Raw genomic sequence first — 24043 nt, forward strand, 5'->3', positions numbered from 1 at the left:
TAAAATGGGGGAGAGGCAATATCATATAAAGCTTAGTAGCTTCATTTATATTTTAGACAACTCTAATGGATATTATACAAAATAATAAAAAAAAATTAAGAAAGTAGGCATTTTATGAGAAAGATTTTTAGAGCTAATTTGTATTTTCTAATGATACTTTTAATAAGCACTTTTGTTCCATATCTTTTGGGGATAGTATATGAAAACATAAATTTAACTGATTCTAGAATTATCTTATTTCTGAATCATGTAATCTTATTTTTAGTTCCAGCGGCTATATATATACTAGTAACAAAATCATCTGTCAAAAAAACTTTTAGATTAAATCCTATAAGTTTTAAAAATATATTTTGGATAATGATTTTAGCATTTGCAATACAACCTGTTGTAATGTTATTTTCACTAATATCAGGTTTCTTTTTTTCAAATGATGTAGGAGCATTTATTGGATCTATAATGGACACACCATACCCAATATTACTTTTATTAATAGCAGTAATGCCTGCTATTACAGAAGAGGTAACACTAAGAGGTATAGTTTTATCAGGATACGATTTTAAAAATAAATGGGTAGCATCTATAGTTACAGGATTATTGTTTGGAGTATTCCACTTAAATGCACAGCAGTTTCTATATGCAGCAGTTTTAGGAATGGTTTTAGCATATTTAGTTAGGATAACAAATAGTATATTTGCATCTGTAGTTATGCATTTTATGATAAATGGACTTCAAGTAACATTGCAAAAAGTAATTTCATTATTTATGGAGAACAATGTGAGTCCTGATGCGGTTTCACAACTTAAAATGAGTGAAAAAATGGCAGCACTATCTGTGTGGGGATTTTTAGGTGTAATATTTGCAGCTATATCCATAATAATAATCAAAAAAATTGAGGATGACTGTAAATCTAGAGGAATATATGATTCCTATGAGAGATTAGGAGCAAGTTCAAGACATTCTTATATGAGAGTAGATTTAGATTCTAATTCTGTCACAGAAGTGACTTCAGACATACTTTCAACAAAAGAAAGAGTACTAAATGGACCTTTAATAGCCACTATTATTATTTATTTTATAGTGATGAATTTACCTACTTTAGTACTTGCCTTCAATAGATTAGTTAATTTTAGAAGATAATACTTAGAATTAAAACTCTTCAATAAGTAAAAAATACTTATTGAAGGGAGTTGATTATTATGCCACAAAATAAACCTAATAACTCAATGCAAAAAGGTGAAAGAAGACAAAAGCTTCATGAAAAGCAAGACAATAAAGGAAATGATAAAGTAGATAAAGGATATAGAAGTTTTGAAGATGAAAAAATAAAATAATATATTTAAAGAGGTCTTTGTTATTCAAAGACCTCTTTAATATTAAGCTATATAATCTTTTAAGAAACTTAAAAATCTATCCATTTCAGAATCAGTACCTATGGTTACTCTTAAATAATTATCAATTCTAGAAGAACTAAAGTATCTAACAAATATACCATCTTTCTTTAAGGCCTCAAACAAATCCTTAGCCTTTATAGTAGGATGAGTTATAAATATGAAGTTAGCTTTTGATTCAGGAATTATAAAACCTAATTCTTTTAATTCCTTAATAGTATTTTCTCTAGTTTTGATTATTTTTGAACAAGTATCTTTAAAATACTCATCATCCTTAAGAGAAGCTATAGCTAATCTTTGAGATATATAATCTAAAGGGTAAGAGTTAAAAGAGTTCTTAACATCATTTAGGTAGGATATAGCTTCCTTAGAACCTAAAGCTACACCAACCCTTAAACCTGCTAAAGATCTAGATTTAGAATAAGTTTGAATAACAACTAGATTATCATATTTATTTATAAGTTTAACAGAGGATTCTCCACCAAAATCTATATAAGCTTCATCAACAATCACTATTACATCTCTATTTTTTATCAAAATATCCTCTATAAAAGATAACGCCACACCTACTCCAGTAGGTGCATTAGGATTAGGGAATATAATTCCTCCATTTTCTCTAAAGTAGTCTTCTTTAGTTATGGTTAAATCCTCATTTAAAGGAATTTTATCATATTTAATATTAAATAAATCACCGTATACAGGATAAAAAGAATAAGTTATATCAGGAAATAATAGTGGCTTGTCTGAATTAAAAAAAGTCATAAAAGATAAAGCTAAAACATCATCAGAACCATTTCCAACAAAAACTTGATCTTTTTCTAAACCATAATAATCAGCCAAAGTTTCTACTAATTCACTAGCAGTAGGGTCAGGATATAATCTTAAGTTTGAACCCTCTATATTTTTAAGCTCCTCAATAACCTTAGGAGCTGGAGGATAGGGGTTTTCATTTGTATTTAGCTTTAAGATATTAACTACCTTAGGCTGTTCACCTGGAATATAGGGGTCAACTTTTCTTATTTTATCTAACCAAAGCTTACTCATAATAACCACCCATTATCCTAAATATAATTCAGCTAGTTTATCAAAAGCAGCTAAAGATTTTTCAATTTTATCATAAGAAACACAATAAGAAATTCTAAAATGTCCAGGACAACCAAAGGCAGTACCAGGAACAATTAATAAATTGAACTTTTTAGCATCTTGACAGAACTTAACATCATCTTCTATTAAAGATTTAGGGAAAAGATAAAAAGCTCCATTAGGCTTTACACAAGAAAAACCTATTTTTGTAAGGTGATTATATAATAAATCTCTATTTTTCTTATAAATATCAACATCAACCTCAGCTCCTAAAGTTCTAGCAATTACTCTTTGGAATAGAGAAGGAGCGTTAACGAACCCTAGTACTCTGTTAGCAACATTTAGACCTTGCATAAAAATATCAAAATCATCAAGATTGCTATTTGCTACTATGTATCCTATTCTTTCTCCAGGTAAAGATAATGATTTACTATAGGAATATCCTATTATAGAGTTATTATAATAACTTAATAAATAAGGAACTTTAATATCATCATAAACAATTTCTCTATATGGCTCATCGGAAATTAAATAAATGCTACTATTAAATTCTTTTTGCTTTTTATTAAGTATATTAGCTAAACTTTTTATAACTTCTTCTGAATAGATAACTCCAGTAGGATTGTTAGGTGAGTTTATAATTACGATTTTAGTTTTTGATGTTATTTTATTTTCAAATTCTTCTAAGTTTGGCTCAAAAGTATCTGTATTTGATGGAACAACAACAAGATTTCCATCATAATTGTTGGTATATGCTCTATACTCTCCAAAATAAGGAGCAAAAGTTATAACCTCATCACCTGGGTTCATCAGTGTTTTAAAAATTATATTTAATCCACCAGCAGCACCACAAGTCATTACAATATTATTTTCAGTTAAATTTAGATTATGTTTTTTGTTAGTAAACTCAGCAATTTTAAGTCTAACATCCTCATAACCTGAATTACTCATATAGCCATGAACAAAATTAGGAGATTCCTCAGACAATATTTCTATTATAGTATTTTTTACAACTTCTGGAGGTTCCACATTAGGGTTTCCAAGACTAAAATCAAAAACATTCTCTTCCCCATATATTGCTGCTAGCCTTTTTCCTTCTTCAAACATTGCTCTTATGGTAGAACTACCAGCTACAAGATCTTTCATTTTGTTAGATATCATTATTATTAGCCCCCATTCTATTCTTTAAAATAATAATATTATTTTATCATACCCCAACATAGATTTAAAGAAGAGCAGTAGAGAGTCTTTGTCTAATTTTAACGCCTAACAAAACAGTTAAAAATACAACGATAATATCTTTAATAATAAATGGATATAATCCTGCAGCAAGTGCAGCTGGAAGAGATAAGTGAGCAACTATGGATAATTGTAAAACACCTGTAAAATAATCAACTGCAATAGCTATATAAACTAAAATGAAAGTTAATATAGGATTGTCCAGTTTTTTAGAATAGCCAATTATCAAAGCCATTAGGGGGAAGCCTATAATATATCCTCCTGTAGGGCCAAGAATTACATTTAATCCTCCGTGAAAGTTAGAGAAAACAGGTAAACCAACAGCACCCAATAGAATGAAAATTATAACGGATAAAAATGATTGCTTTGGAGTATAAATAAGGGCTAATAATATAACTGCTGGCACTTGTAGAGTGATTGGAACTGTAGAAAAGGGAATAGGTATTGAAAATTGAGATAAAACAGCTAATATAGCAGCTCCCATACCTATAAAGGTTAAGTCTCTAATAGATAATTTTTGCTTCATAATAAAACTCCTTTAAAATAAATTATATGGTAAATATATACCATAGTATAAAAGAGCAAAAAACAATTGTCAACCAAATTATTTTAAAATAGGTTTACAATTAAAACAAAAAAAGAACTTCAATAAAAGAAGCTCTAGGTAAAACTAATCACAAATTTTTTCAAGATTTTCAGTATACTTTTCAATAGCAAAATTTAATATTTCTACGTCTTTTACTAAATATGAAGCTTGGGTAAGATCTGAGTTAATTAGATTTTCAAACATTTTTTCTGTTGGGATAATGCTTTGACCTAGAATTGTTTCGACTTCAATTACTATCTTGCTTTTAATTGTGTAATTATTATTCATAAAAATCCTCCTTAAATAAATATTTGTATCTTATAAAATAATAATAACAGTAAATTAGTAAAATTTAATGTTTAATATCGTTAAGAATTATTAAAAGGAAGTTAAAAAAATACACCGACAAACTATAAAGTAAGCCAGTGCATTCTTTAAGTTGATAGCTGCTTATTTCATTGAAGTTGAGGTTTATTGATTTATCACATTTGATAATCTTTAAAATCTTTCTTCAACAATATTATTTTGTCCACGTAAAAAATATAAATGCTATAAAAACAATTCATACATTGGATAAAATTATAAAGTGAAATACTCTTGTAATAAACTTGACCATCTATTAAAATTATCCTAGCGAAGTTAATACTAAGGAGAGAAGAAAATGAGTGTTTTAACAGTTAAAGACATGAGCCATGGATTTGGTGATAGAGCTATATTTGAAGATGTGTCCTTTAGATTATTAAAAGGAGAGCATGTAGGTTTAATTGGAGCTAACGGAGAAGGAAAATCTACATTCATGAACATAGTTACAAACAAACTTATGCCAGACGAAGGTAAGGTACTTTGGTCAAATAATGTTAGAGTTGGATACATGGATCAACATGCAGCTTTAGAAAAAGGAATATCCATAAGAGATGCACTTAGAGATGCATTTAAGTACCTATTTGATTTAGAAGAAGAAATGAATTCTCTTTATGGAAAAATGGGTGAAGTAGAACCAGAAGAATTAGAAAAAATGCTAGAAAGAACAGCAACAATTCAAGACTTATTAGACCATAATGGATTTTATGTAATAGATGCAAAGGTAGAAGAAGTTGCTAAAGGTCTTGGACTTTTGGATTTAGGTTTAGATAGAGACGTAGATGATTTATCAGGTGGACAAAGAACAAAAATATTATTAGGTAAGTTATTACTGCAAAATTCAGAAATATTACTTTTAGATGAGCCTACTAACTATTTAGATGAAGAGCACATAGAATGGTTAAAGAGATATTTAAATAACTACGAAAATGCTTTTATATTAATATCCCATGATATTCCATTTTTAAATTCAGTAGTTAATCTTATATATCATGTAGAAGAAAGAAAGCTAACAAGATATGTTGGAGACTATGATGAATTTAGAAGACTATATGAAGAAAACAAAAAGAGATTAGAAGCAGCATATGAGAAACAACAAAAAGAAATAGCTAGGCTAGAGGACTTTGTTGCAAGAAATAAAGCAAATGTTGCTACTGCCAATATGGCTAAATCAAGACAAAAGAAACTTGATAAAATGGACGTAATAGAACTTTCAAAGGAAAAACCAAAACCAGAATTTAACTTCAAAGCAGCTAGAGCTTCAGGAAAAGTAATATTCGAAACTAAAGGATTAGTTATAGGATATGACTCACCATTAACTAAACCATTAGATCTTTATATGGAAAGAGGACAAAAAATAGCTTTAGTTGGAGCAAATGGACTAGGTAAATCTACCCTATTAAAGAGTTTACTTGACAAAGTCAAACCTTTAAGTGGAGAAGTTGAACTTGGAGATTATCAATACATAGGTTACTTTGAACAAGAAGATAGATCAGGAAATACCAACACTTGTATAGAGGAAGTATGGCAAGAGTTCCCAAGCAAAACTCAATATGAAATAAGAGCAGCCTTAGCTAAATGTGGATTAACAACTAAACAGCTAGAATCAAAAATAATGGTTTTATCTGGAGGAGAAGCTGCAAAAGTAAGACTATGCAAAATCCTAAACACAGAAACCAATATATTAATTCTAGATGAGCCTACAAACCATTTAGATGTAGAAGCAAAAGAAGAATTAAAAAGAGCCTTAAGAGAATATAAAGGATCAATATTACTAGTATCCCATGAACCAGAATTCTACAGAGATGTAGTTACTGAAATATGGAATTGTGAGGATTGGACTACAAAAATTGTGTAGTAATTCTGTATAATTTATATGACTTTAGAATACCATAAATAATTGTTTTAGAATAACAGCAGTGATACTGAAAAGTATTACTGTTGTTTCTATTTGCAAGGATTTACACTTGGATTATAAAGCGAGTATAATATTTGTAACAGTTGAAAATTATTACAATAGAATAGAGGGATAGAATTATGAAAATACGCTTTGAAGAGTTTAAAGATGAAATTGATACTCTTATAGAATTTTTAATATCAGATACATGGGAGTTTTATGGAACACCTAATCCAAAGCCAGAAAGGATTAGAACCAGTTATGAAAACCAGTATTATACAGGTGATGATTGTAAAACTTTTTGGGTTATTTTAGATAATGACACAAAAGTAGGAATGATTAGGATTTATGATTTACAAGATGGTGATCCATTGTTTGATATAAGAATTTTAAGAAAGTATAAAGGTATGGGAATTGGAACAGTCACTGTAAAGTGGCTTGTTGACTACGTATTTAATAATTTTTATGATAAAGAAAGGATAGAAGCTAATACAAGGCAAGATAATTACGCAATGAGATGTGTATTCCATAAGTGTGGGTTTCTTAAAGAAGCGCACCATAGAAAAGCATGGGTGGGACAAGATGGAATACCATATGATGCAATAGGATATGGAATTACTAAAGAAGATTGGCAAAGTGGAAAAACTACTCCGATAGATTGGAATGACTTTAAGTGTTAATTATACAAGGAGGATATATGATGGGAATAAGAGTTACACCATTAGATAAAAGCGAAATCCAAGTACTTTTAGATATTCTACTTGAAAGAGCAAAGTGGTTAGAAAGTATTGGTCAACCTATGTGGAGCATTGAAAATTTAGATCCAGTTAATTTTGAAAAAATGTATCCTAACTATAAACCATATCTAATTTATGAAAATGATAACATTATTGGTGGATTTGTTTTGCTTGAACACGATGATTTTCTGTGGAGTGAAGAGGATAATGAAAAAGCTCTTTATATACATAAATTAGTGATAAAATCTGAATTTGCAGGAAAAGGGTATGCTGAAAAAGTTATAGTTTTAATAAAAGAGTTAGCTAGACAAGCAAAGGTTCAATATTTAAGATTAGATTGCTATGGAGATAGAGTATATCTTAGAAAGCTATACGAGAAATGTGAATTTTATAAAAAGCGTGAGACAGTTATGGATGATGGTATAGTATTATTATCTTATGAGTTTTTATTATAACTCAATAAATATTAAGACTAAAAATAAATATGACTAATAAAACATGAGAGGTAAATCAAAATATGCGCATTAAAATCATTAAAGGAAATATGAATCACATAAATGACTGCGAAGAAGCCCTAATGAATTCAGAACTTGGAAGAATATATTTTTCAAAGGCAGGAAGTGCTAGAAAGACATTAGAAGAAGGATTTTCTAAAGAAGAAATATATGTAGCAGTAGATATAAACAACAATTGTTTGGGATTTTTGTGGTTTATTATAAGTGGAGCGTTTCATTCCTTTCCTTATCTACATATAATTGCAGTAAAAGAAGAAAGTCGTAACCATGGAGTAGGCAAAAGGCTATTACAATACTTTGAGGACATTTGCTCTAAAGGCTTTTCAAAAGTATTTTTAGTGGTTGGAGATTTTAATCCAGATGCAAAAAGACTATATGAAAAAATCGGATATACTGAAGTGGGTTGTTTACCAAGTTTGTATAGAGAGGGAATAAATGAACATTTAATGATGAAAATAAGAGAAGAGTTTATAAAATAAGTATGGTATAGTGTAGTTGGAAGTATTTAAAGGAGTGGTTGCCAATGGATAAGATATTAATAGTTAAGAATTTACACAAAACTACTTCCAAATGTAACAAGTTAATAATATTTTGATGTACAGTTAATAAAAAATAAAGTATGTCTTCATAATAGTAATTATTTATATTTGAAGTAGTTAAAAAACTATTTTAGGGTATCGTTATGCCCAAAATTTAAATTTATGGAGGCAATTAAAAATGAAATATGAATTAATTAAGAGTAATGAAATTATAGATGAGAAGAAGACCGTTTATAGTTTGGAAACAGAAAGATTAAACCTAATACCATTACAACCATATCAACTTGAATTAGCAATAGATAATTATGAAGAAATGCAAATAGATTTAGGCTTAAGAGTGATAAATTCAGTTATAGATGAAGAAATGGATTATGTAATGAAAATAAGGTTAAAAAGAGTACTTGAGGATATTAAAAACTATTTGTGGTTAACTAATTGGGCTATAATTCATAAAGAAGAAAAACAGATAATTGGATTTATAATACTTAAGGGAGTTCCTAATGAGTTTGGTGAAGTAATAGTTGGATATGTTGCTGAAGAGAGTTTTCAGAGAAAAGGTTATGCTACTGAAGCTTTAAAAGCACTAATTCAATGGGTTTTTCAAAATCCACAAGCTCTTTGTGTGATTATGGATACTGAAAAAGACAATTTACCATCAAACAAGCTACTAGAAAAATTAGGAGCTGTTAAATATAAGGAAACAGATGAACTATTCTGGTGGAAAATAGGCAGGTAAAACTATAATATACTATTATTTAAATAAGATAACATTTATAAGGGTTGCGATATAGCAGCTCTTATTTTTTTATGTAATTATTACAAAAATAATTCTAAATATCAATTATATGGTAAAATTTTATTGGGGACAAGTGAGTTATAAGTTTTTAATATGTAACGCAGAAATATCAACAAATTATTATTAGAATTAAAGGAGAAGGACAAATGCAATGTAACATAAAAGATATATTAATAAATTATGAAATAATTGGTGAAGGTAAGCCAATTATTATGATACATGGATACTATGCTGATAATAGGGTAATGGCGGGTTGCATGGAGCCAGTATTTAGTGCAAGAGATGGATATAAGAGAATATATATAGATCTACCTGGGATGGGAAAATCAGAAGCGCCTGAGTGGATTACGACTTCAGATGACATGCTAGAGGTTGTAGTTGATTTTATTAAAAAAATTGTACCAAATGAAAACTTTCTTATTGCAGGTAATTCATATGGTGGATATATTACAAGAGGTGTAATGCATGAGATGATGGATAGGGTTGATGGATTTGCATTAATTTGTCCAATAACAATACCAGAATACAAGAAACGTACTTTACCTGAACATGTTGTTTTAGTAAGAGATACTGAACTGTTATCTAGGCTTAATAAAGATGATGCAGAAGATTTCAATTCTTCTATGGTAACTCAAAGTGAAAGAATTTATGAGAGATATCAAAACGAAATAATGAGTGGTGTTAAAGCAGCAAATAGTGACTTTTTACAAAACATAATGAAAAATGGGTACGGGTTTTCATTCGATTTAAATAAAGAATCTAAAATATTTGATAAACCATCACTTATATTATTAGGAAGACAAGATGACAGCGTGGGCTATAAAGATGCATTAACTATGTTAGATAAATATCCAAGGGCTACATTTTCAATATTAGATGGTGCAGGTCATAATCTTCAAATTGAGCGAGAAGAGGCATTTAACTCATTGATTAATGAATGGCTTACCAGAGTTGAGCGACAAAAAAGTAATTAAATCAATTTATAAATGAAGCTAAGAGAGGAAAACTTAGTTAATCATTAGTTTTATTTTTAATTAATTCTATTTCAGCCATTAAGGAATTAATACGGGCTTCTAGTTCATTGATTTTATCAGTTTGACTTTGAGCGTTTTCAGGTTTTGGGGCAGTAGGACTATTCGGGCCACAATATGGATTATTTATATTATAATTTTTAGGATTGTAATATAAACCTGGACCACCTTGGAAATATTGTTGTTGTGCATTATATGTTAATATTACTTGACCAAGTAGTTCAAACCAGTTTCCGAGTGCATTCTGAACGTTAAAAGGCATATTACCTGCCAATATCTCTCCAAGAATAGCTCCTATAATAACGAATAGTTCAGGATTTAAGCTTTGAAATCCATTGGGGATATCTTTGCAACCTTCATTAGTAGATTCATTTTCATTATTTGATTTAGTATAGCCGCAGGCTCTAGCAAAATCTTCAAAATTACTCCACCCATTAAAATTCACAGCTTCCCCTCAGACATAATTACTTTAATCTATGATATTCTTTTTAATTATAATAGATGATACTTTTTAATATGAAAATTATAGTAAAGTATAAAAAGCAGTTCTACAAATAAGGACTGCTTTTTGCTGTTAAAAAATAAAAATAAAGTGAAAATAGATAAATTTTTATTGATAAACAATAAAAAGTGTGATATTCTTTATTTACAAATTAGAATAAGATTAAAAGATCATCAATTTTTTTAGGAGGGTTTATCTATATGTTAAAGAATAAAAAAACTATAACTTTAATTTGTACAGCTATACTAGCTGTGGCAATTATAAATGGTCAAACAGTTAATGCAGCAATTTCAAAAACACTATCTATTTTTAGGGCTCAGGATTTAAAAGGAGTAACTGTAACTATTGATGATATTCAACAGATTCAGAGTAAGCTTTCAAGTGGGCAGGGAGAGATAAGTCTTGAAAAGATGGGAAACATAAAGGTACAAGGAGGACAGAAGAAAGTTTCTTCAAAAGAAGATGTAAAAAGCATTACAGATGTTACAGTAGCTTTTCCATCAGTTCTTGATGGGGTGGTACCAAGTGTTAATGTTGTTGAACCTACAGCTATTGAGTTCACACTGAAGGCAGAGAATGTAAATGAAATAATGAAATCCTATGGAGCTACAAAACTTCTACCAGCAAATATTGATGGTAAGACTTTTAAAATAGATTTTGCTTCTCAGGTGACTATGAACTACAGTATAAACAATAAACCTATAACAATTATGGAGACAAAATCTCCAGAAATAACAGTGCCTGATGATGTGGATATTGACGCAGTGTATGATGCAGTTGTAGAAATGCCTATAATTCCTCAAAGGCTACAATCACAGCTTAAGTCTATGAAGGATTGGAAAAGCACTCTGTATATTCCAGTGATAGAATCAGAAATGACTGAAGTTAATATAAACGGTGCAAAAGGATATATGTCTAAGGATTATGGAAATTCAGAAGAGAACTCTGAATCAGCAGTAATTTGGTACGATAAGGGTATTATCTATGTTGTATCCGGACAAGTAGACAGTGAAGAGCTTTTAAAGATTGCAAAATCTGTTAAATAAAGCTTTGCTTATGAGGTGATAGGATGGTAATAGAGACAGAAAGTTTAACAAAATATTATGGAAATAAAATTGGCTGTAAAGACATATCAATATCAGTAGGTGAGGGAGAAATTTTTGGATTTCTTGGTCCTAATGGGGCAGGAAAAAGTACATTTATAAAAATGATGGTAGGCTTATTATTTCCAACCAGTGGAAAAGCTTTTGTATTGGGTAGGCCTGTTGGCGATATCGATGTAAGAAAGAAAATAGGATATCTGCCTGAAAACTTTAAATATCAGGATTGGATGACTGGTGAAGACCTCCTAAACTTCCATGCTTCCTTATATAAGTTGGACAAAAAAAGTGCCGCATCAAAGATAGAAGAGGTTCTTGATATTGTGAAACTTAAAGGGCATGAGAGTTATCGTGTAGGCACCTATAGCAAGGGAATGCAGCAACGTATAGGATTAGCATGTGCTCTTTTAACAGATCCAGATCTGCTTTTTTTAGATGAACCTACTTCAGCACTTGATCCTGTGGGTAGGAAAGAAGTAAGGGAAATAATGACTACCTTGAAGTCTAAGGGAAAAACAGTATTACTTAACAGCCATCTTCTAAGTGAGGTTGAAGCTGTGTGTGATAGTGCGGCTATAATTAAAAGGGGCAGTATAATTAAGTATGGAAAAATGGATGACATACTTGAAAGCAAGTTAATCCTTGAGATACAAGCAGAAAATTTAAGTAATGAAATTTTAAGCAAGCTTAAAGAGTTTGATAGTTCGCTTACACAATCAAACAACAAGCTAAATATGCAAATTAAGAGCAAAACTGATATACATTGCATAGCATCTATAATAGTTAACGGAGGAGGAAGACTATTCGAACTTTCACCAAAGAAAGTTTCACTTGAAAATGTGTTCTTAAACTTGATAGAAGGGGGTGAGCAAAGGTGATTGCAATAGCAGCAGCATCCTTTAAGGAAGCTTTAAGGAAAAAAATATTAATACTTGTTGCAGCACTTACTCTTGTTTACCTTACATTATTTGGGGTAATCACTCATTTTGCAGTAGAAGATCTTGCAAGAGCGGGAACTTTAAATACAATAAATGCTCTTGATGTAGCTTCAAATATAATATCATTTTTAGGGTTTTATTTTTCAAGTATGCTTGTGGCATTTCTTACGATTATGGCATCTATAGGTTCAATTTCTTCAGAAATTGAAAGTGGTGTAATACATTCTATAATAACACGTCCAATTAAACGATCTAGTTATATAATTGGAAAATACCTTGGACTTGGAGCATTATCAGTGATATATTCAGTTTTTCTATTTATATCAATAATTACAATATGTACAGTATTTAAACTTCCTATAGTAAATAGCCTTGAACCTCTAAATATAATAAAAGGTCTTTTGTTTTTTACTCTGGAACCAATAGCTATTTTAGCTCTTTCTATTTTAGGAAGTGCTTCATTTAAAACACTAAGCAATGGGATATTTGTTATTTCAATATATATTTTAGGACTTATAGGTGGAGTAATGGAACAGGTAGGCTCCATGCTCTCAAATCAAAGTCTTATAAATCTAGGGATTATTTCTAGCTTAATTTCACCCTTCGATATAATATACAGGCAGATGATTTCGTCCATATTTAGAAATATTGGTATTACAGGTCCTTTCATGGGCTCAGGCGGTATAACAAGTACAGCTCCAAGTATATGGATGATTGTCTACATACTTATCTATATTCCTGGGTTAGTTAGCTTAGCAGTAAGAAAATTCAGCTTAAAGGACATTTCATGATGCTTATAAAATAAGTTAGTAATTAAATTATGTGAGGTAATATATGAAGATAAAGTTAATTCAACCTGCAATGCGCCAAAGACCTATGGATACAAAATTAAAAACAAGAATGTCTCCCTCATTAGCTTTATTAACAATAGCTAATCTTACTCCAAAAAAGCATGAAGTTATTATTGAAAATGAGAACATTGAGAGTATAAATTTTGATGAAGCTGTAGATTTGGTAGCCATAACTGTTACTGTAGATGTTATGAATAGAGCTGTGGAAATATCCAAAGAATTTCAAAAGCGTGGAGTAACAGTAGTAGCAGGTGGGATACATATTACCGCAGATCCAGAAAGTGCTAGTAGAAGTTTTGATGTTATATGCGTTGGAATGGCTGAGAGAGTTTGGGAAAAAATTCTTAAAGATAAAGAAAATAACTCCCTAAAAAAGATATATTCTGATATGCACAATATAGAAGGAAATGAAATAGTATCACCAAAGTATGAGATTATTGACACTAATAAATACTTATACACCAACATAATTAGTACAAGTAGAGGTTGCCCCTTCGAATGTGATTTTTGTTATAATAGCTGCAAAAGTGGACTTAGAACATATATAAATAGACCAGTAGAGGATGTAGTTAAGGATATAAAAGCTTTAAAAACAAAGCATATAATGTTTATTGATGATAACTTTATAGGAAATCCACCATGGACAAGAAGGCTTTTAGAGGAAATCAAACCTCTTAAATTAAAGTGGAATGCTGCGGTTACCTCTAATATAGGGAATATGCCAGAGCTATTAGATGGGATGAAGGAAGCAGGTTGTGAAAGTCTTTTTATAGGTTTTGAAAGCATAAACAGCAACTCAATAGCAAATGTTCACAAAATACAAAACAGTGTAAAAAGATATGAAAAACTTGTGGAGGAAGTTCATAAAAGAGGAATAATGATAAATGCAAGTTTTGTCTTTGGATTAGATGAAGATGATGCATCTGTATTTAAAGACACCTTAGAATGGATAATTAAAAACAAGATAGAAACAGTAACCTCCCATATCCTTACCCCCTATCCTGGAACAAAACTATATGAATCATTATTAAAAGAAAATAGAATTGTAGACTTTAATCTATCAAATTATAATACCTCACATGTGGTATATAAACCTAAAAATATAACCCCAGAAGAACTATATAATGGTTACTTATGGATCTATAAAGAAATATATACCTTCAAAAATATAATAAAAAGACTTCCAAAATCTAAAAAACAATGGATTCCATTTTTAGCTTTTAACTTGTTTTATAGGAAGTTTGGAAAATTTACAGAACTACTTTGCAACATAGCTTCATTTAAAAATATAGGAAGATTTTTTAGATGGGTGGCTTATCGTATAAACTAAATATTTATAGTTAAAAATAGTAGCTTTAGTGTTAGAAATTAAAGCTACTATTTTTTTATTTTTATACAAGGGTTAATATGCTATTTTGATTAATATTGAAAAAATAGTACAATAAATATAATAGAAAGTCTAAAAATATCTGAGAATAAAGAGAGTAAGATTCAAGAACTGAAGGAAAATATGTCTAAAATATATAATTGGATAACTGAAGAAAGTATTAATAGTTTATTAGTAAAATATAATACCTCATTAAAAGATAAGAAAAAAGAAGCAGAATATAAAGCAGAATTACTTCAAATACAAGATTATTTAGAAGAATTACAGAAAACTATAATTAATAGAACAGTGGACAAGTTATTTTTATTTCATAAAATTATAGGAGGAGAATAATATTGATAAATCCAACAAGAGAATGGAGAGAGTTTGATTCAGAAAAAGAAAAAATGGAAAAGCTAAAAGAATGGAAGCTTATTTCACCCAAAGCTATGGAAATAAAGAAATTCTACTATAAAGGAGCCTATACTAAAGAGGTTGTAGAATGTGATGTAGCAGGATATGTAGATGGTAATGAAATTATATTATACATAAATGGAGAATTGCATAGTATTCATCCTGACTATTTTTTAGATATGCAGAAAAAAGAGAAATTTATAATTTTAGATATTGAAACACCAATGAGTTTTAAATCGGAAGATGGGATAAGGGAAGTGGCTGTAATTGCGGTTGAAGATTTTAGAGTAGTTGATAGCCTTCACCTTGCAATTATAAATGATGAAGAAAAATATAAGCAAGGATATGGAGCGGGATTAGAAGCAATTGAAAAAGATGAAGTATCAATAGAAAATTTCAAAAATTTCATATCAAAGCATAAATGTCCTATAATTGCACATAACGCTAGTTTTGATAGAAGATTCCTAAGATATTGGAATTGGGTAGATGATAAACAAGAATTTTATTGTAGTAGAGATAATATAAAATCTAAGGAAACCTTGGAGAGTTATAAGCTCGAATATCTACTAAATCACTATGGTATAAAGCAAGAGCAATCTCATAATGCAATGCAGGATGTTTTGGATTTATTAGAAATATTAAAAATAGTTAAGATTGAAAAGTGGATATCGTTAGGGGAATACAGAGAAGATAAAAAAGAAAAAAGAGTAAGGAATTATGAAAATGATAGTAAAAAGAGAGAAGAAGACAGAAAAAAATTAGAGTATGCTAAAGATAATATTATAGAGAATATATTTAACAATAAAAGAATAGTTTTTACTGGAGACATGAAAGAAGATAGGGCCGAGATGAGATCTATTGCAATTAGATATGGAGCTATAAGCACAGATAGTGTTAGTAAGAAAACTGATATGCTTGTCGTAGGTGAAAATGCAGGAAGTAAATTAACTAAGGCTCAAGAATTTGGAATTGATATAATAAATGAAGCTGACTTTTGGAATATAATAAATAGGAAACAATAGATGTAATATACGTGATAAAAATTTATTTGTTTATTTTTTATTAAAATTTGATATAATATAAATAAGATACTAAATTTTTAATTTAGTTAATTGAATTTACGCTTATAGGCGTAAATGAGAGATAAAAAAGTAGAGTGCGCTAACACTCTACTATATACAACTATAGTTGCTCAGGCAACTGGTATTACTTATTTTTGTGTAAAAATAGTAGCTTTCCAATTGCGATGTGGGGCTACTATTTTTTTGAGATTTTTTCTATAAGTAACACTATAAATGTTAATAGTGCTAATAAGAACATACCTGCTGTAAATAGTAACATTAAATCATCGTTACTCATAAGTATCACCCCCTTCCATAAAAGAGGTAGAGTGATACCAGTAGCCCACATTCAACTATGAAATTGTACTTTAGAATTATACCATAATTATGTAGAAAATATATAGAGGAATAAAGTGGGAAATATAAAATGTTTATATAGGTAAAAATTTTGTTATGTACAAGAAAATCAATATTATTAGATGGAAGTATCAGTAAATAGAAAAATAAGCATAGTTGTGATAAGATTATATAAATAAATTATACTGATATAGGAGTAAAATAATGGATTTTAATAATGAAATGAATTTAAGGTTTAAAACTATGATACAAAAGCCATGGACGTTACTTAGCGATAGGATAATTTATAATAAAAGAGAAATATTGCTTACAGAAATACAGGCAGTGGATGTATTTTCTAGACCTACGTTTGCTACAAATGGATTGATACAAATTACTGTAAGAGGTAAAATTATAAATTTAGTATATTCTAATAAGTACAAAAAAGAAGGCGAAATAGCTGTAGAATATCTAAAAGAGAATTATGGAGATAAAAATAGAAAAGTAAATAAGAAAAGTGCCGCTGATATTCAAAAAGAAATAGAAAGCTTGCCATATAAGGATGATTGGGGAACTAAAAAAGAAATAATGGAGTTACCAAATGTACTTAATAAAGATGAACATATTAAAGCTATAACTAGTGGTTTTACTGAAGGTAATACATGGATAGTATGTACTGATAGACGTGTATTAATGCTGGATAAAGGTATGCTTTATGGATTAAGATTAATAGATATTCCATTAGATAAAATTAATAGTATATCCCATTATAAAGGATTAGGACTTGGTAAAATTGCTATTACAGATGGAGCTGTTACAAGAACTATACAGAATGTACCAAATGTAACTGTAAGCTTTTTTGCTGATACAGTGAATAAAGAAGTGCAACTATATAAGGAAATGAAAACTTCACATAGGGGGAACTCAGTAAACTCTACATCTCCAGCAGATGAATTAATAAAATATAAGCAGTTGCTGGATATGGGAGCATTAACCCAAGAAGAATTTGATAAAAAGAAAAAAGAGCTACTAAATTTATAGAAGCTAAAACAAATCCCTATACAGTAGTTAAAAATCTACCATATAGGGATCATTTGTTTATTTTAGCATATTTCTTCTTCCCACCAACCAAATGCAACTACAACTTTGCTATGATTTAAATTAGTTGACTTTATAATTAATGAATAGTTTCCACCTGGAGCTATAATAAATTTTCCGTCTTCCTCAGCAACTAATGTTTCATTAGGTTGTACAATTCTTTTATAAACATTAATTCCTTTTTTAGGAGTAACTATATCAGAATCTGAAGATAGAATGTTAACCCTATTTTTAGGAAGAGGTTTTATAGCAGTATTGGTTGGAGAAACATTATATGATTTATCTAAATTCTCAGGAAGACTAGCGTTAAGCCATATTTCGGCAGTTAAATGTTCATCAGAAAAATTAGAAATAGTAAATACATTTACGAATAAGATGACATCAGAATTACGAGGATTTACTAAACCTGCCCAAGCGTCTGACCCCTTACATACATGTAAAGGTTCAGTCTGACCTACAAAGTACTTTCCTTCTATAGATTTAGATAAAGAAACTGGAATACTAACCACTTCACGTGTTTTCATAGCCCTACTTAATAAATAATTAGTTTTATCTTCTGACATAAATATATCTCCTTAATTCTTTTTGGAAATTAAATATAGAATATAATATGATTTAAGTCGAAGATTGTTACAAAATTAGTTTGGAAAATGTAATTTGTCGAAAGTACAGTTCCGTAGATAATAATAAAAACAAATCCCTATACATTAGATTTCTTAAGTCTAATGTATAGGGATTATTTATTTTAAAAGACTAGACTATTTCACGTGAGTTTATTTCAGTAACTTTAGCTTTAGATGGGCTTGATAATGAACCGTTTTTAGTAAGAAAGATATTATTGGTTATAATAACATCCATCAATGCCTTAACTTGCTCATTAGTTAATCCATCTTTAACACCTTGTATAGTTAAAGTTGCTTTACTGCCATTTGATGTCACGAAGGTTAGGGTTAAAGATCTCGCCATAACTTACACCTCCTATTCTTCATCTGGAGTTTTTTCAATGCTTATAATCTTGTTAAGCAAAAACTCTCCAGTTTCTGTTTCTAAAATTTCTGAAATTGCATCTGCCACGTTATAAATATTTTCATAGGGGGCATCTAGTTTTATGCCGGAGAACGTTCTTTTCTTGAAAATTTTTTCTCCTTTTGAGTCTACGCCATTTTCAATTTCAATGGTTAAAGATAATGATTTTAAATTATCAATTATCATTTTAACGACCTCCTAATAATTATTTATAAGATTATATTATGTTTTAAGTCGAAGATTGCTACAAAATTAACTAATAAAATAGAATTTGTCGGTTTTAGGGCGGTATTAAGAGATAAAAGGAGTTTAATGAAGCTGAAGAACACACCTACAGAATAGAAGTGCACTTTGTTGCGGTGGACGCGCTTTTCAGCGTCAGTCTAATCCTTTATAGATAGAAGTTAAAAGGAATTTAATGGAGCTGAAGAACGCTCCTACAGAATAGAAGTGTAGAAATTTAGAAATTTAGAAACGCAGAAATTTAGAAATTTAGAAACGTACAAATTTAGAAACGTAGAAATTTTTTTAATGTTTTCACATAGAATATAGAGATTGTAGTGAGATGGAGTTTAAGGGGAGGGCGTTTATGAGTAATAAGAAAAATGGGCTTGATTCACAAATAGGTGTTGATGATAGTAGTGATATTTTAAGTGAGGCACATTGGCATGATACTGATGAAGTTGAAGGTGAAATTATAGATGAGTTTTATTTTGGAGAACAACCTAAGAAAGAAGAAAAGGTAGTAGAGGAAAATAAGGTGACTATCAATGAAACAGTCTCCAAAAGTGAGGATAATACGATAAACAATACTAATTTATATGAAGACGTAAATGTAGTAAGATTTGATATGGGAAATGATGTTGAGCTATACGATGTTAATAAAACTATTAAACTTAGAAAATCTACTGCTAATATGGTTAGTGATTTAAGAATTATGCATCCTAATGCTAATGTTCGAATTAGCAGAATAATAGATGATTCCATAAGGTATTATTATAAATTTATAAAGGATCAAGGCGGATTTGTTGTAGAGAATATTGAGTTAAATGCTACTAGAAGTGCAGGTTTAGCTAAAGCTACTAGAGATATTATCTATGATGAAAATTATGTCATTCCCTTTGATGAGAAGATAAATATTAATGGAGGAATTGAAGAGATCAGCGGAGATTTAATTAAGGAGTATTTTAGAGCATCAGAAAGTGAGCTTTATTGGGAGGTTAGTAAGTTTTCGTTAGAAGCTTTAGGGAAAAAGCTTGGGATAGTTCAGAATTCTAAAGTTAAAAATGTAGGTTTACTTATGTTTAGTAATTATCCTCAAAAGTTTTTTCCTATGTGTCAGATTGAAGTAATAGATTTTACAAAGAAATCTTTTGAAGCAGATTTTACGGAGAAGATTTTTACAGGGTCAATATATACTCAGTTAATAGGTGCTTTAGTATACATTAGCAATTCGGTTATAAAAGAGAAATTTATAAAAGTTAATGATAACTCTGAAGCGGTAAGAATGTTTAGTTATCCTTATGAGGCTATTAAAGAAGCTTTGGTTAATAGCGTTTATCACAGAGATTATTTAGGAAATGAGCCTATTGAGGTCAGAATATATAAAGATGAAATAATAATAATTAATTATCCAGGTGCAGACAAGTCCATAAGGCTTGAGGATATTAATGCGGGAAGAGTATTTGCAAGAAGATATAGAAATAGAAAAATAGGTGAGTTTTTAAAATCCATGAAGTTAGCACAAGGAAAAGCTACGGGTTTATCTAAAATTATAGATGTTATGAAAAAGAATTATTCACCAAGGCCTGTTTTTGAAATGGATGATGAGAGAAGCTACTTTTTGGTTAGGTTAGCTATAAATAGTTATTTTTAACCTAATTATTTGGTTAGCTCCTCTGTAAATTTTGATGCAGTCAATTTTCTAATAGGTTTATATCCTCCCCTTGGAGTTTTCTAAGTCTAATATTTTCTCTTCCCCAAGTACACATTACATCTATAATTTTATTAGCTGTTTTTCCATATTCAGTAACATAGTATTCAACTTTTGGGGGCATTTGATGATAATTTATTCTTCCAACAATTCCATCTCTTTCTAGTTCACGAAGTTGTTGTATTAGTACTTTTTGAGAGATATCTGGAATAAGACGTTCTAACTCACTGGTTCTTTTAGCGCCAGACATAAGTAGACACACAATTAAAGCTTTCCATTTACCACCGAGGATTTCTAGAGTTGCTTCAATTCCTAAATTATATTGTTTCAAAATATCACCTCCAATTTTATTATAGTTTATCAGATTATATTATGGTAATACACACTTCAAAGTAAGTATCTTACTGACTTTATTGTGTGTATTTACAATATATATTTTTAGGACAATAATAATTATAAAGCTAATTTCAAGTGCTGTAAAATAAGCATTGAAAGGATTTAAGATAATTAGATGTGATAGAAAGGATTGGTGATTTTATGAAAACTCTTATAATATTAGCTCACCCTGACATTGATAATTCAAAAGTAAATAAAAGGTGGAAAGAGGAATTAGAGAAATATCCAAATGATATTATAGTTCACGAGCTTTACAAAGAATATCCAGATTGGAATATTGACGTTGAAAGGGAACAACAACTGCTTGAAGCACATAATCATATAATTCTACAGTGTCCTTTATATTGGTATAGCTATCCACCTTTATTGAAAAAGTGGTTTGATGATGTTTTTACCTATGGTTGGGCATATGGTTCAAAAGGAAATAAATTAAAAGATAAGAAGTTTGGAATTGCTTTATCAATAGGAGATAAAAAAGAAAATTATTTACCTACAGGTTCAGTTTCTTTTACAGTTGATGAAGTGATTACACCGTTTAAGGCTAGTATGAAGCATGTTGGGGCTGTTACGTTACCTTACTTTGCAGTCTTTGGAGCATCATTTCAGGTAACCAGTGAAGAAATAGATCAGAGTGCAAAAGATTATATTAATTATTTGGAAAGCTCCTCTGTAAAATCTTTTATATAACTTACCACTTCATCAGAATTTGACCAATGAATATAATGTTGTGAGTCTTCAATTTTTATATGACGGCTATCTGTTGACCAAGAAGAAAGCTCTTCTTGCACCTTTGCCCACTGTTCTCCACTATCAGAGGATAATACAAGAATTGGGACATTGATAGTAGAACCATAGTTGAGAACTGTTTTTGCATTTTCATTTATAGATTTTAAATTGCTTAAGTTTATTGAAGACCCTGTATATTTATAGTACATTGACTTATCAACTTCTTTTAAGTTTTCTGGAAGGTTTTTATTTCTTATATTTTCACCATACAGTGGAAGAAGTAAAGAGAAATTACCTAAAAGTCTATTGATTCCTAAAAAACGAATAAGGGATGTCCCTCTATTAAAAGCTATAGAGGATATTTCAGAAGAGGTTCTATAAAATTCAGGGCTTCCCCCATCTAGAAACACTATTCCAGCAACTTTATCTTTATATCTTTGAGCAAAATTAATTGCTTCTAGTGATCCTAAAGAATGACATACTAATATTAGGGGTTTAGTTTCTTTGCTCAAAGAATCCACTATAGTAGATAATTCATAAGTTAGGTTGTCTATATCCCTACTAACCTTTGTTTTAGAACTCCAACCATACCCAGCATGGTCAAAAGAAATTGTTTTAGAATATTTAGCTAAAGTGTCTTGTAAATTATAAAAATCTGTATAAGAAGAAGGTGTGCCTGAGCCTGTAATAAAAACTAAAGTGCTATTGCCATCCCCTTTAACGTAACAATGAGCATCATAATTACCAGTGTTTACGTATGTTCCAGGAGCTTGATATTTATTATTTTCATACTTTTGCATGACTCCTTGCCAAACAATACCTATAAAAAGTACGAATATTATAATAGCTCTCTTTGATTTTAGTATCTTTTTCATATATTCTCCCATAATTAACTTGATTTTATTGTTTAAATTATACCATATTGTGTATATAGGCAATAAAAATAAAAAAGTAGAATATTTAAGATATAAATAGTACATTTTTATGATTTTTTATACAAAATATTACATGGAATATTAAAGAAAATATGTAAACAATCGATATAATAAATATGATGGTTAAAAAAGTCATAAATCACTGTTTATAAAATACAATTATAAATGTGATAAAAGTTATAAGGGGGAAAAATTAATGAAAAGTTTAAAAAAATTGAGCATTATATTAGCAATTATGATGTTCTCTATTGTCATGGTTTCATGCTCAAAACCTAAAACAACTCCAGTGGAAGGTACACAAATACTATTAGACATGATATTTAAGGATGATAAATCTAATATAAGTAAGATAGGTATGAGTGATGCCGATTATAAGGAATTTAGAGATGCGTTAGAAAAAGGATATGTACAGGCATTTGCTCAAGATCCAACTGGAAATACGATTTCTAAGGAAGATCAAGAGAAACTTAAGAATGCTATCTTTACAGGTCTAGCTAAAATAGAATATGAAGTAAGCGAAATATCACAAGATAAAGATACTGCAAAAGTTGAGGTTAAAATAAAAGGTTTCGATGTAGATAAAATAGTTAATGATGGTACTGATAAAATCACTGAAGCGGTTTTTGCTAATCCATCTATATCAGAAGCAGAGTTAATGAAGTTATCAACCGATATAGTTAGCGAGGGATTTGCAAATGGAGTGTTTATTGAACAACCTAAATCACTTACACTAGATTTAAATTTAGAAAGTAATATGTGGGTTCCAAGTGAAACAGGGATTTACAATTTCATGGCTGAGGCTGTAAGCAATTAATTAAATCACTAAATTTGAGCATAAAATAATTGAGGTCACAATTGAGGATTAGTTTTCTCAATTGTGGCCTTGATTATTTTATTTTTTAGCTCTTACTTCATTTTTAAATACACCTTTATGGGCACCAGAACAAAATGGAGGATTTGTTGTTAAGCCGCATCTACATAAGTAACATCTTCCTTCTGGCCATACACCTTGAGGTTTTTCCATAACAGTTCCTTCACCATCGAGTATTTCTACATCATCTAAATCCCCTGTAATAAGTAATGGAGCATTGTCTATAGCTTGAATTTTAATTTTACCCATATTGCTACCTTCTTTCTAAAATTTTTAATATCTTAGTGTAGTATATGTACATAACTAAGTTTTATTATAA

General features: G+C 29.7%; 30 protein-coding genes. 18 read left to right on the forward strand and 12 right to left on the reverse strand.

Annotated features, from left to right (window positions below; all coding sequences use genetic code 11):
- The first annotated feature begins 114 nt into the window (after nt 1–114).
- A complete protein-coding gene (locus BUA92_RS18560; RefSeq protein ID WP_073022157.1) occupies nt 115–1137 on the forward strand; it encodes a CPBP family intramembrane glutamic endopeptidase in 1023 nt (340 codons plus the stop codon).
- 59 nt (nt 1138–1196) lie between these two features.
- The gene (locus tag BUA92_RS23775; protein ID WP_278335150.1) at nt 1197–1331 is read left to right on the forward strand and encodes a clostri-philic family protein; all 135 of its coding nucleotides are present in this window, start codon (nt 1197–1199) and stop codon (nt 1329–1331) included.
- A 42-nt stretch (nt 1332–1373) separates the two neighbouring features.
- On the opposite strand, the gene hisC is transcribed toward BUA92_RS23775, so the two are convergent.
- The 4 genes from hisC to BUA92_RS18580 form a co-directional block, all read right to left on the reverse strand.
- The gene (hisC, locus tag BUA92_RS18565) at nt 1374–2432 is read right to left on the reverse strand and encodes a histidinol-phosphate transaminase (protein ID WP_073022159.1); all 1059 of its coding nucleotides are present in this window, start codon (nt 2430–2432) and stop codon (nt 1374–1376) included.
- Between the two features lie 12 nt (nt 2433–2444).
- A complete protein-coding gene (locus BUA92_RS18570; protein ID WP_073022161.1) occupies nt 2445–3632 on the reverse strand; it encodes a pyridoxal phosphate-dependent aminotransferase in 1188 nt (395 codons plus the stop codon).
- Between the two features lie 64 nt (nt 3633–3696).
- Nucleotides 3697–4236: a biotin transporter BioY gene (locus BUA92_RS18575; protein ID WP_073022163.1), complete on the reverse strand. Its 540-nt coding sequence runs from the start codon at nt 4234–4236 to the stop codon at nt 3697–3699.
- Nucleotides 4237–4380: 144 nt separating this feature from the next.
- Nucleotides 4381–4584, reverse strand: coding sequence for a hypothetical protein (locus tag BUA92_RS18580; RefSeq protein ID WP_073022165.1), 204 nt, complete (start codon nt 4582–4584; stop codon nt 4381–4383).
- A 373-nt stretch (nt 4585–4957) separates the two neighbouring features.
- Between BUA92_RS18580 and BUA92_RS18585 the strand changes: the two genes are divergently transcribed.
- From BUA92_RS18585 to BUA92_RS18610, 6 genes are all read left to right on the forward strand, one after another.
- A complete protein-coding gene (locus BUA92_RS18585; RefSeq protein WP_073022167.1) occupies nt 4958–6514 on the forward strand; it encodes an ABC-F family ATP-binding cassette domain-containing protein in 1557 nt (518 codons plus the stop codon).
- Nucleotides 6515–6693: 179 nt separating this feature from the next.
- The gene (locus BUA92_RS18590; protein ID WP_073022169.1) at nt 6694–7233 is read left to right on the forward strand and encodes a GNAT family N-acetyltransferase; all 540 of its coding nucleotides are present in this window, start codon (nt 6694–6696) and stop codon (nt 7231–7233) included.
- Nucleotides 7234–7253: 20 nt separating this feature from the next.
- Nucleotides 7254–7745 (forward strand): GNAT family N-acetyltransferase, encoded by a 492-nt coding sequence (locus tag BUA92_RS18595; RefSeq protein ID WP_073022172.1) that lies wholly within the window; start codon nt 7254–7256, stop codon nt 7743–7745.
- Between the two features lie 62 nt (nt 7746–7807).
- Entirely contained in the window at nt 7808–8284 is a 477-nt protein-coding gene (locus BUA92_RS18600; RefSeq protein WP_073022174.1) for a GNAT family N-acetyltransferase, read from the forward strand.
- Between the two features lie 238 nt (nt 8285–8522).
- The gene (locus BUA92_RS18605; RefSeq protein ID WP_073022176.1) at nt 8523–9080 is read left to right on the forward strand and encodes a GNAT family N-acetyltransferase; all 558 of its coding nucleotides are present in this window, start codon (nt 8523–8525) and stop codon (nt 9078–9080) included.
- A gap of 206 nt (nt 9081–9286) precedes the next feature.
- Entirely contained in the window at nt 9287–10114 is an 828-nt protein-coding gene (locus tag BUA92_RS18610) for an alpha/beta fold hydrolase (RefSeq protein ID WP_073022178.1), read from the forward strand.
- A gap of 37 nt (nt 10115–10151) precedes the next feature.
- Here the strand turns inward: BUA92_RS18610 and BUA92_RS18615 are convergent, their stop codons facing one another.
- Complete coding sequence (locus tag BUA92_RS18615; protein WP_073022180.1) at nt 10152–10616, reverse strand: hypothetical protein; 465 nt, start codon at nt 10614–10616, stop codon at nt 10152–10154.
- Between the two features lie 257 nt (nt 10617–10873).
- On the opposite strand from BUA92_RS18615, the gene BUA92_RS18620 reads away from it, so the two are divergent.
- From BUA92_RS18620 to BUA92_RS18645, 6 genes are all read left to right on the forward strand, one after another.
- A complete protein-coding gene (locus BUA92_RS18620; protein WP_073022182.1) occupies nt 10874–11719 on the forward strand; it encodes a DUF4367 domain-containing protein in 846 nt (281 codons plus the stop codon).
- A 23-nt stretch (nt 11720–11742) separates the two neighbouring features.
- Nucleotides 11743–12651, forward strand: a complete 909-nt coding sequence (locus tag BUA92_RS18625; protein WP_073022183.1) for an ABC transporter ATP-binding protein — start codon at nt 11743–11745, stop codon at nt 12649–12651.
- On the forward strand, nt 12648–13502 hold the full coding sequence (locus BUA92_RS18630; protein WP_073022184.1) for an ABC transporter permease: 855 nt from the start codon (nt 12648–12650) through the stop codon (nt 13500–13502). Before BUA92_RS18625 ends, BUA92_RS18630 begins: the two co-directional genes overlap by 4 nt.
- Before the next feature lie 43 nt (nt 13503–13545).
- The gene (locus BUA92_RS18635) at nt 13546–14892 is read left to right on the forward strand and encodes a B12-binding domain-containing radical SAM protein (RefSeq protein WP_073022185.1); all 1347 of its coding nucleotides are present in this window, start codon (nt 13546–13548) and stop codon (nt 14890–14892) included.
- Between the two features lie 180 nt (nt 14893–15072).
- Nucleotides 15073–15282, forward strand: a complete 210-nt coding sequence (locus BUA92_RS18640) for a hypothetical protein (RefSeq protein ID WP_073022186.1) — start codon at nt 15073–15075, stop codon at nt 15280–15282.
- A 2-nt stretch (nt 15283–15284) separates the two neighbouring features.
- Nucleotides 15285–16364 (forward strand): 3'-5' exonuclease, encoded by a 1080-nt coding sequence (locus tag BUA92_RS18645; protein WP_073022187.1) that lies wholly within the window; start codon nt 15285–15287, stop codon nt 16362–16364.
- Between the two features lie 235 nt (nt 16365–16599).
- Here BUA92_RS18645 and BUA92_RS18650 read toward each other — a convergent pair whose 3' ends face one another.
- Nucleotides 16600–16701, reverse strand: a complete 102-nt coding sequence (locus tag BUA92_RS18650) for a putative holin-like toxin (RefSeq protein WP_073022188.1) — start codon at nt 16699–16701, stop codon at nt 16600–16602.
- A 263-nt stretch (nt 16702–16964) separates the two neighbouring features.
- Between BUA92_RS18650 and BUA92_RS18655 the strand changes: the two genes are divergently transcribed.
- Nucleotides 16965–17780, forward strand: a complete 816-nt coding sequence (locus BUA92_RS18655) for a PH domain-containing protein (protein ID WP_242950201.1) — start codon at nt 16965–16967, stop codon at nt 17778–17780.
- Between the two features lie 62 nt (nt 17781–17842).
- Here BUA92_RS18655 and BUA92_RS18660 read toward each other — a convergent pair whose 3' ends face one another.
- The 3 genes from BUA92_RS18660 to BUA92_RS18670 form a co-directional block, all read right to left on the reverse strand.
- Nucleotides 17843–18400, reverse strand: a complete 558-nt coding sequence (locus tag BUA92_RS18660) for a DUF6143 family protein (protein WP_073022189.1) — start codon at nt 18398–18400, stop codon at nt 17843–17845.
- Between the two features lie 190 nt (nt 18401–18590).
- Nucleotides 18591–18803: a DUF2922 domain-containing protein gene (locus BUA92_RS18665; RefSeq protein ID WP_073022190.1), complete on the reverse strand. Its 213-nt coding sequence runs from the start codon at nt 18801–18803 to the stop codon at nt 18591–18593.
- Nucleotides 18804–18815: 12 nt separating this feature from the next.
- Entirely contained in the window at nt 18816–19049 is a 234-nt protein-coding gene (locus BUA92_RS18670; protein ID WP_073022191.1) for a DUF1659 domain-containing protein, read from the reverse strand.
- Between the two features lie 403 nt (nt 19050–19452).
- Between BUA92_RS18670 and BUA92_RS18675 the strand changes: the two genes are divergently transcribed.
- The gene (locus BUA92_RS18675) at nt 19453–20739 is read left to right on the forward strand and encodes an ATP-binding protein (RefSeq protein ID WP_073022192.1); all 1287 of its coding nucleotides are present in this window, start codon (nt 19453–19455) and stop codon (nt 20737–20739) included.
- Between the two features lie 40 nt (nt 20740–20779).
- Here the strand turns inward: BUA92_RS18675 and BUA92_RS18680 are convergent, their stop codons facing one another.
- Nucleotides 20780–21127: a winged helix-turn-helix transcriptional regulator gene (locus BUA92_RS18680; protein ID WP_021803751.1), complete on the reverse strand. Its 348-nt coding sequence runs from the start codon at nt 21125–21127 to the stop codon at nt 20780–20782.
- A gap of 206 nt (nt 21128–21333) precedes the next feature.
- Here BUA92_RS18680 and BUA92_RS18685 point away from each other — a divergent pair, with 206 nt between their 5' ends.
- On the forward strand, nt 21334–21879 hold the full coding sequence (locus tag BUA92_RS18685; RefSeq protein ID WP_073022193.1) for an NAD(P)H-dependent oxidoreductase: 546 nt from the start codon (nt 21334–21336) through the stop codon (nt 21877–21879).
- On the opposite strand, the gene BUA92_RS18690 is transcribed toward BUA92_RS18685, so the two are convergent.
- A complete protein-coding gene (locus BUA92_RS18690; protein ID WP_175550933.1) occupies nt 21843–22793 on the reverse strand; it encodes an alpha/beta fold hydrolase in 951 nt (316 codons plus the stop codon). The genes BUA92_RS18685 and BUA92_RS18690 overlap by 37 nt on opposite strands.
- Nucleotides 22794–23049: 256 nt before the next feature.
- Here BUA92_RS18690 and BUA92_RS18695 point away from each other — a divergent pair, with 256 nt between their 5' ends.
- Nucleotides 23050–23667: a DUF5105 domain-containing protein gene (locus BUA92_RS18695; protein WP_073022194.1), complete on the forward strand. Its 618-nt coding sequence runs from the start codon at nt 23050–23052 to the stop codon at nt 23665–23667.
- 78 nt (nt 23668–23745) lie between these two features.
- Here the strand turns inward: BUA92_RS18695 and BUA92_RS18700 are convergent, their stop codons facing one another.
- Nucleotides 23746–23973: a CDGSH iron-sulfur domain-containing protein gene (locus BUA92_RS18700; protein WP_073022195.1), complete on the reverse strand. Its 228-nt coding sequence runs from the start codon at nt 23971–23973 to the stop codon at nt 23746–23748.
- Nucleotides 23974–24043 lie beyond the last annotated feature (70 nt).

Source organism: Clostridium intestinale DSM 6191 (assembly GCF_900130055.1).
In the GTDB taxonomy this organism is placed as follows: Bacteria; Bacillota; Clostridia; order Clostridiales; family Clostridiaceae; genus Clostridium_T; species Clostridium_T intestinale.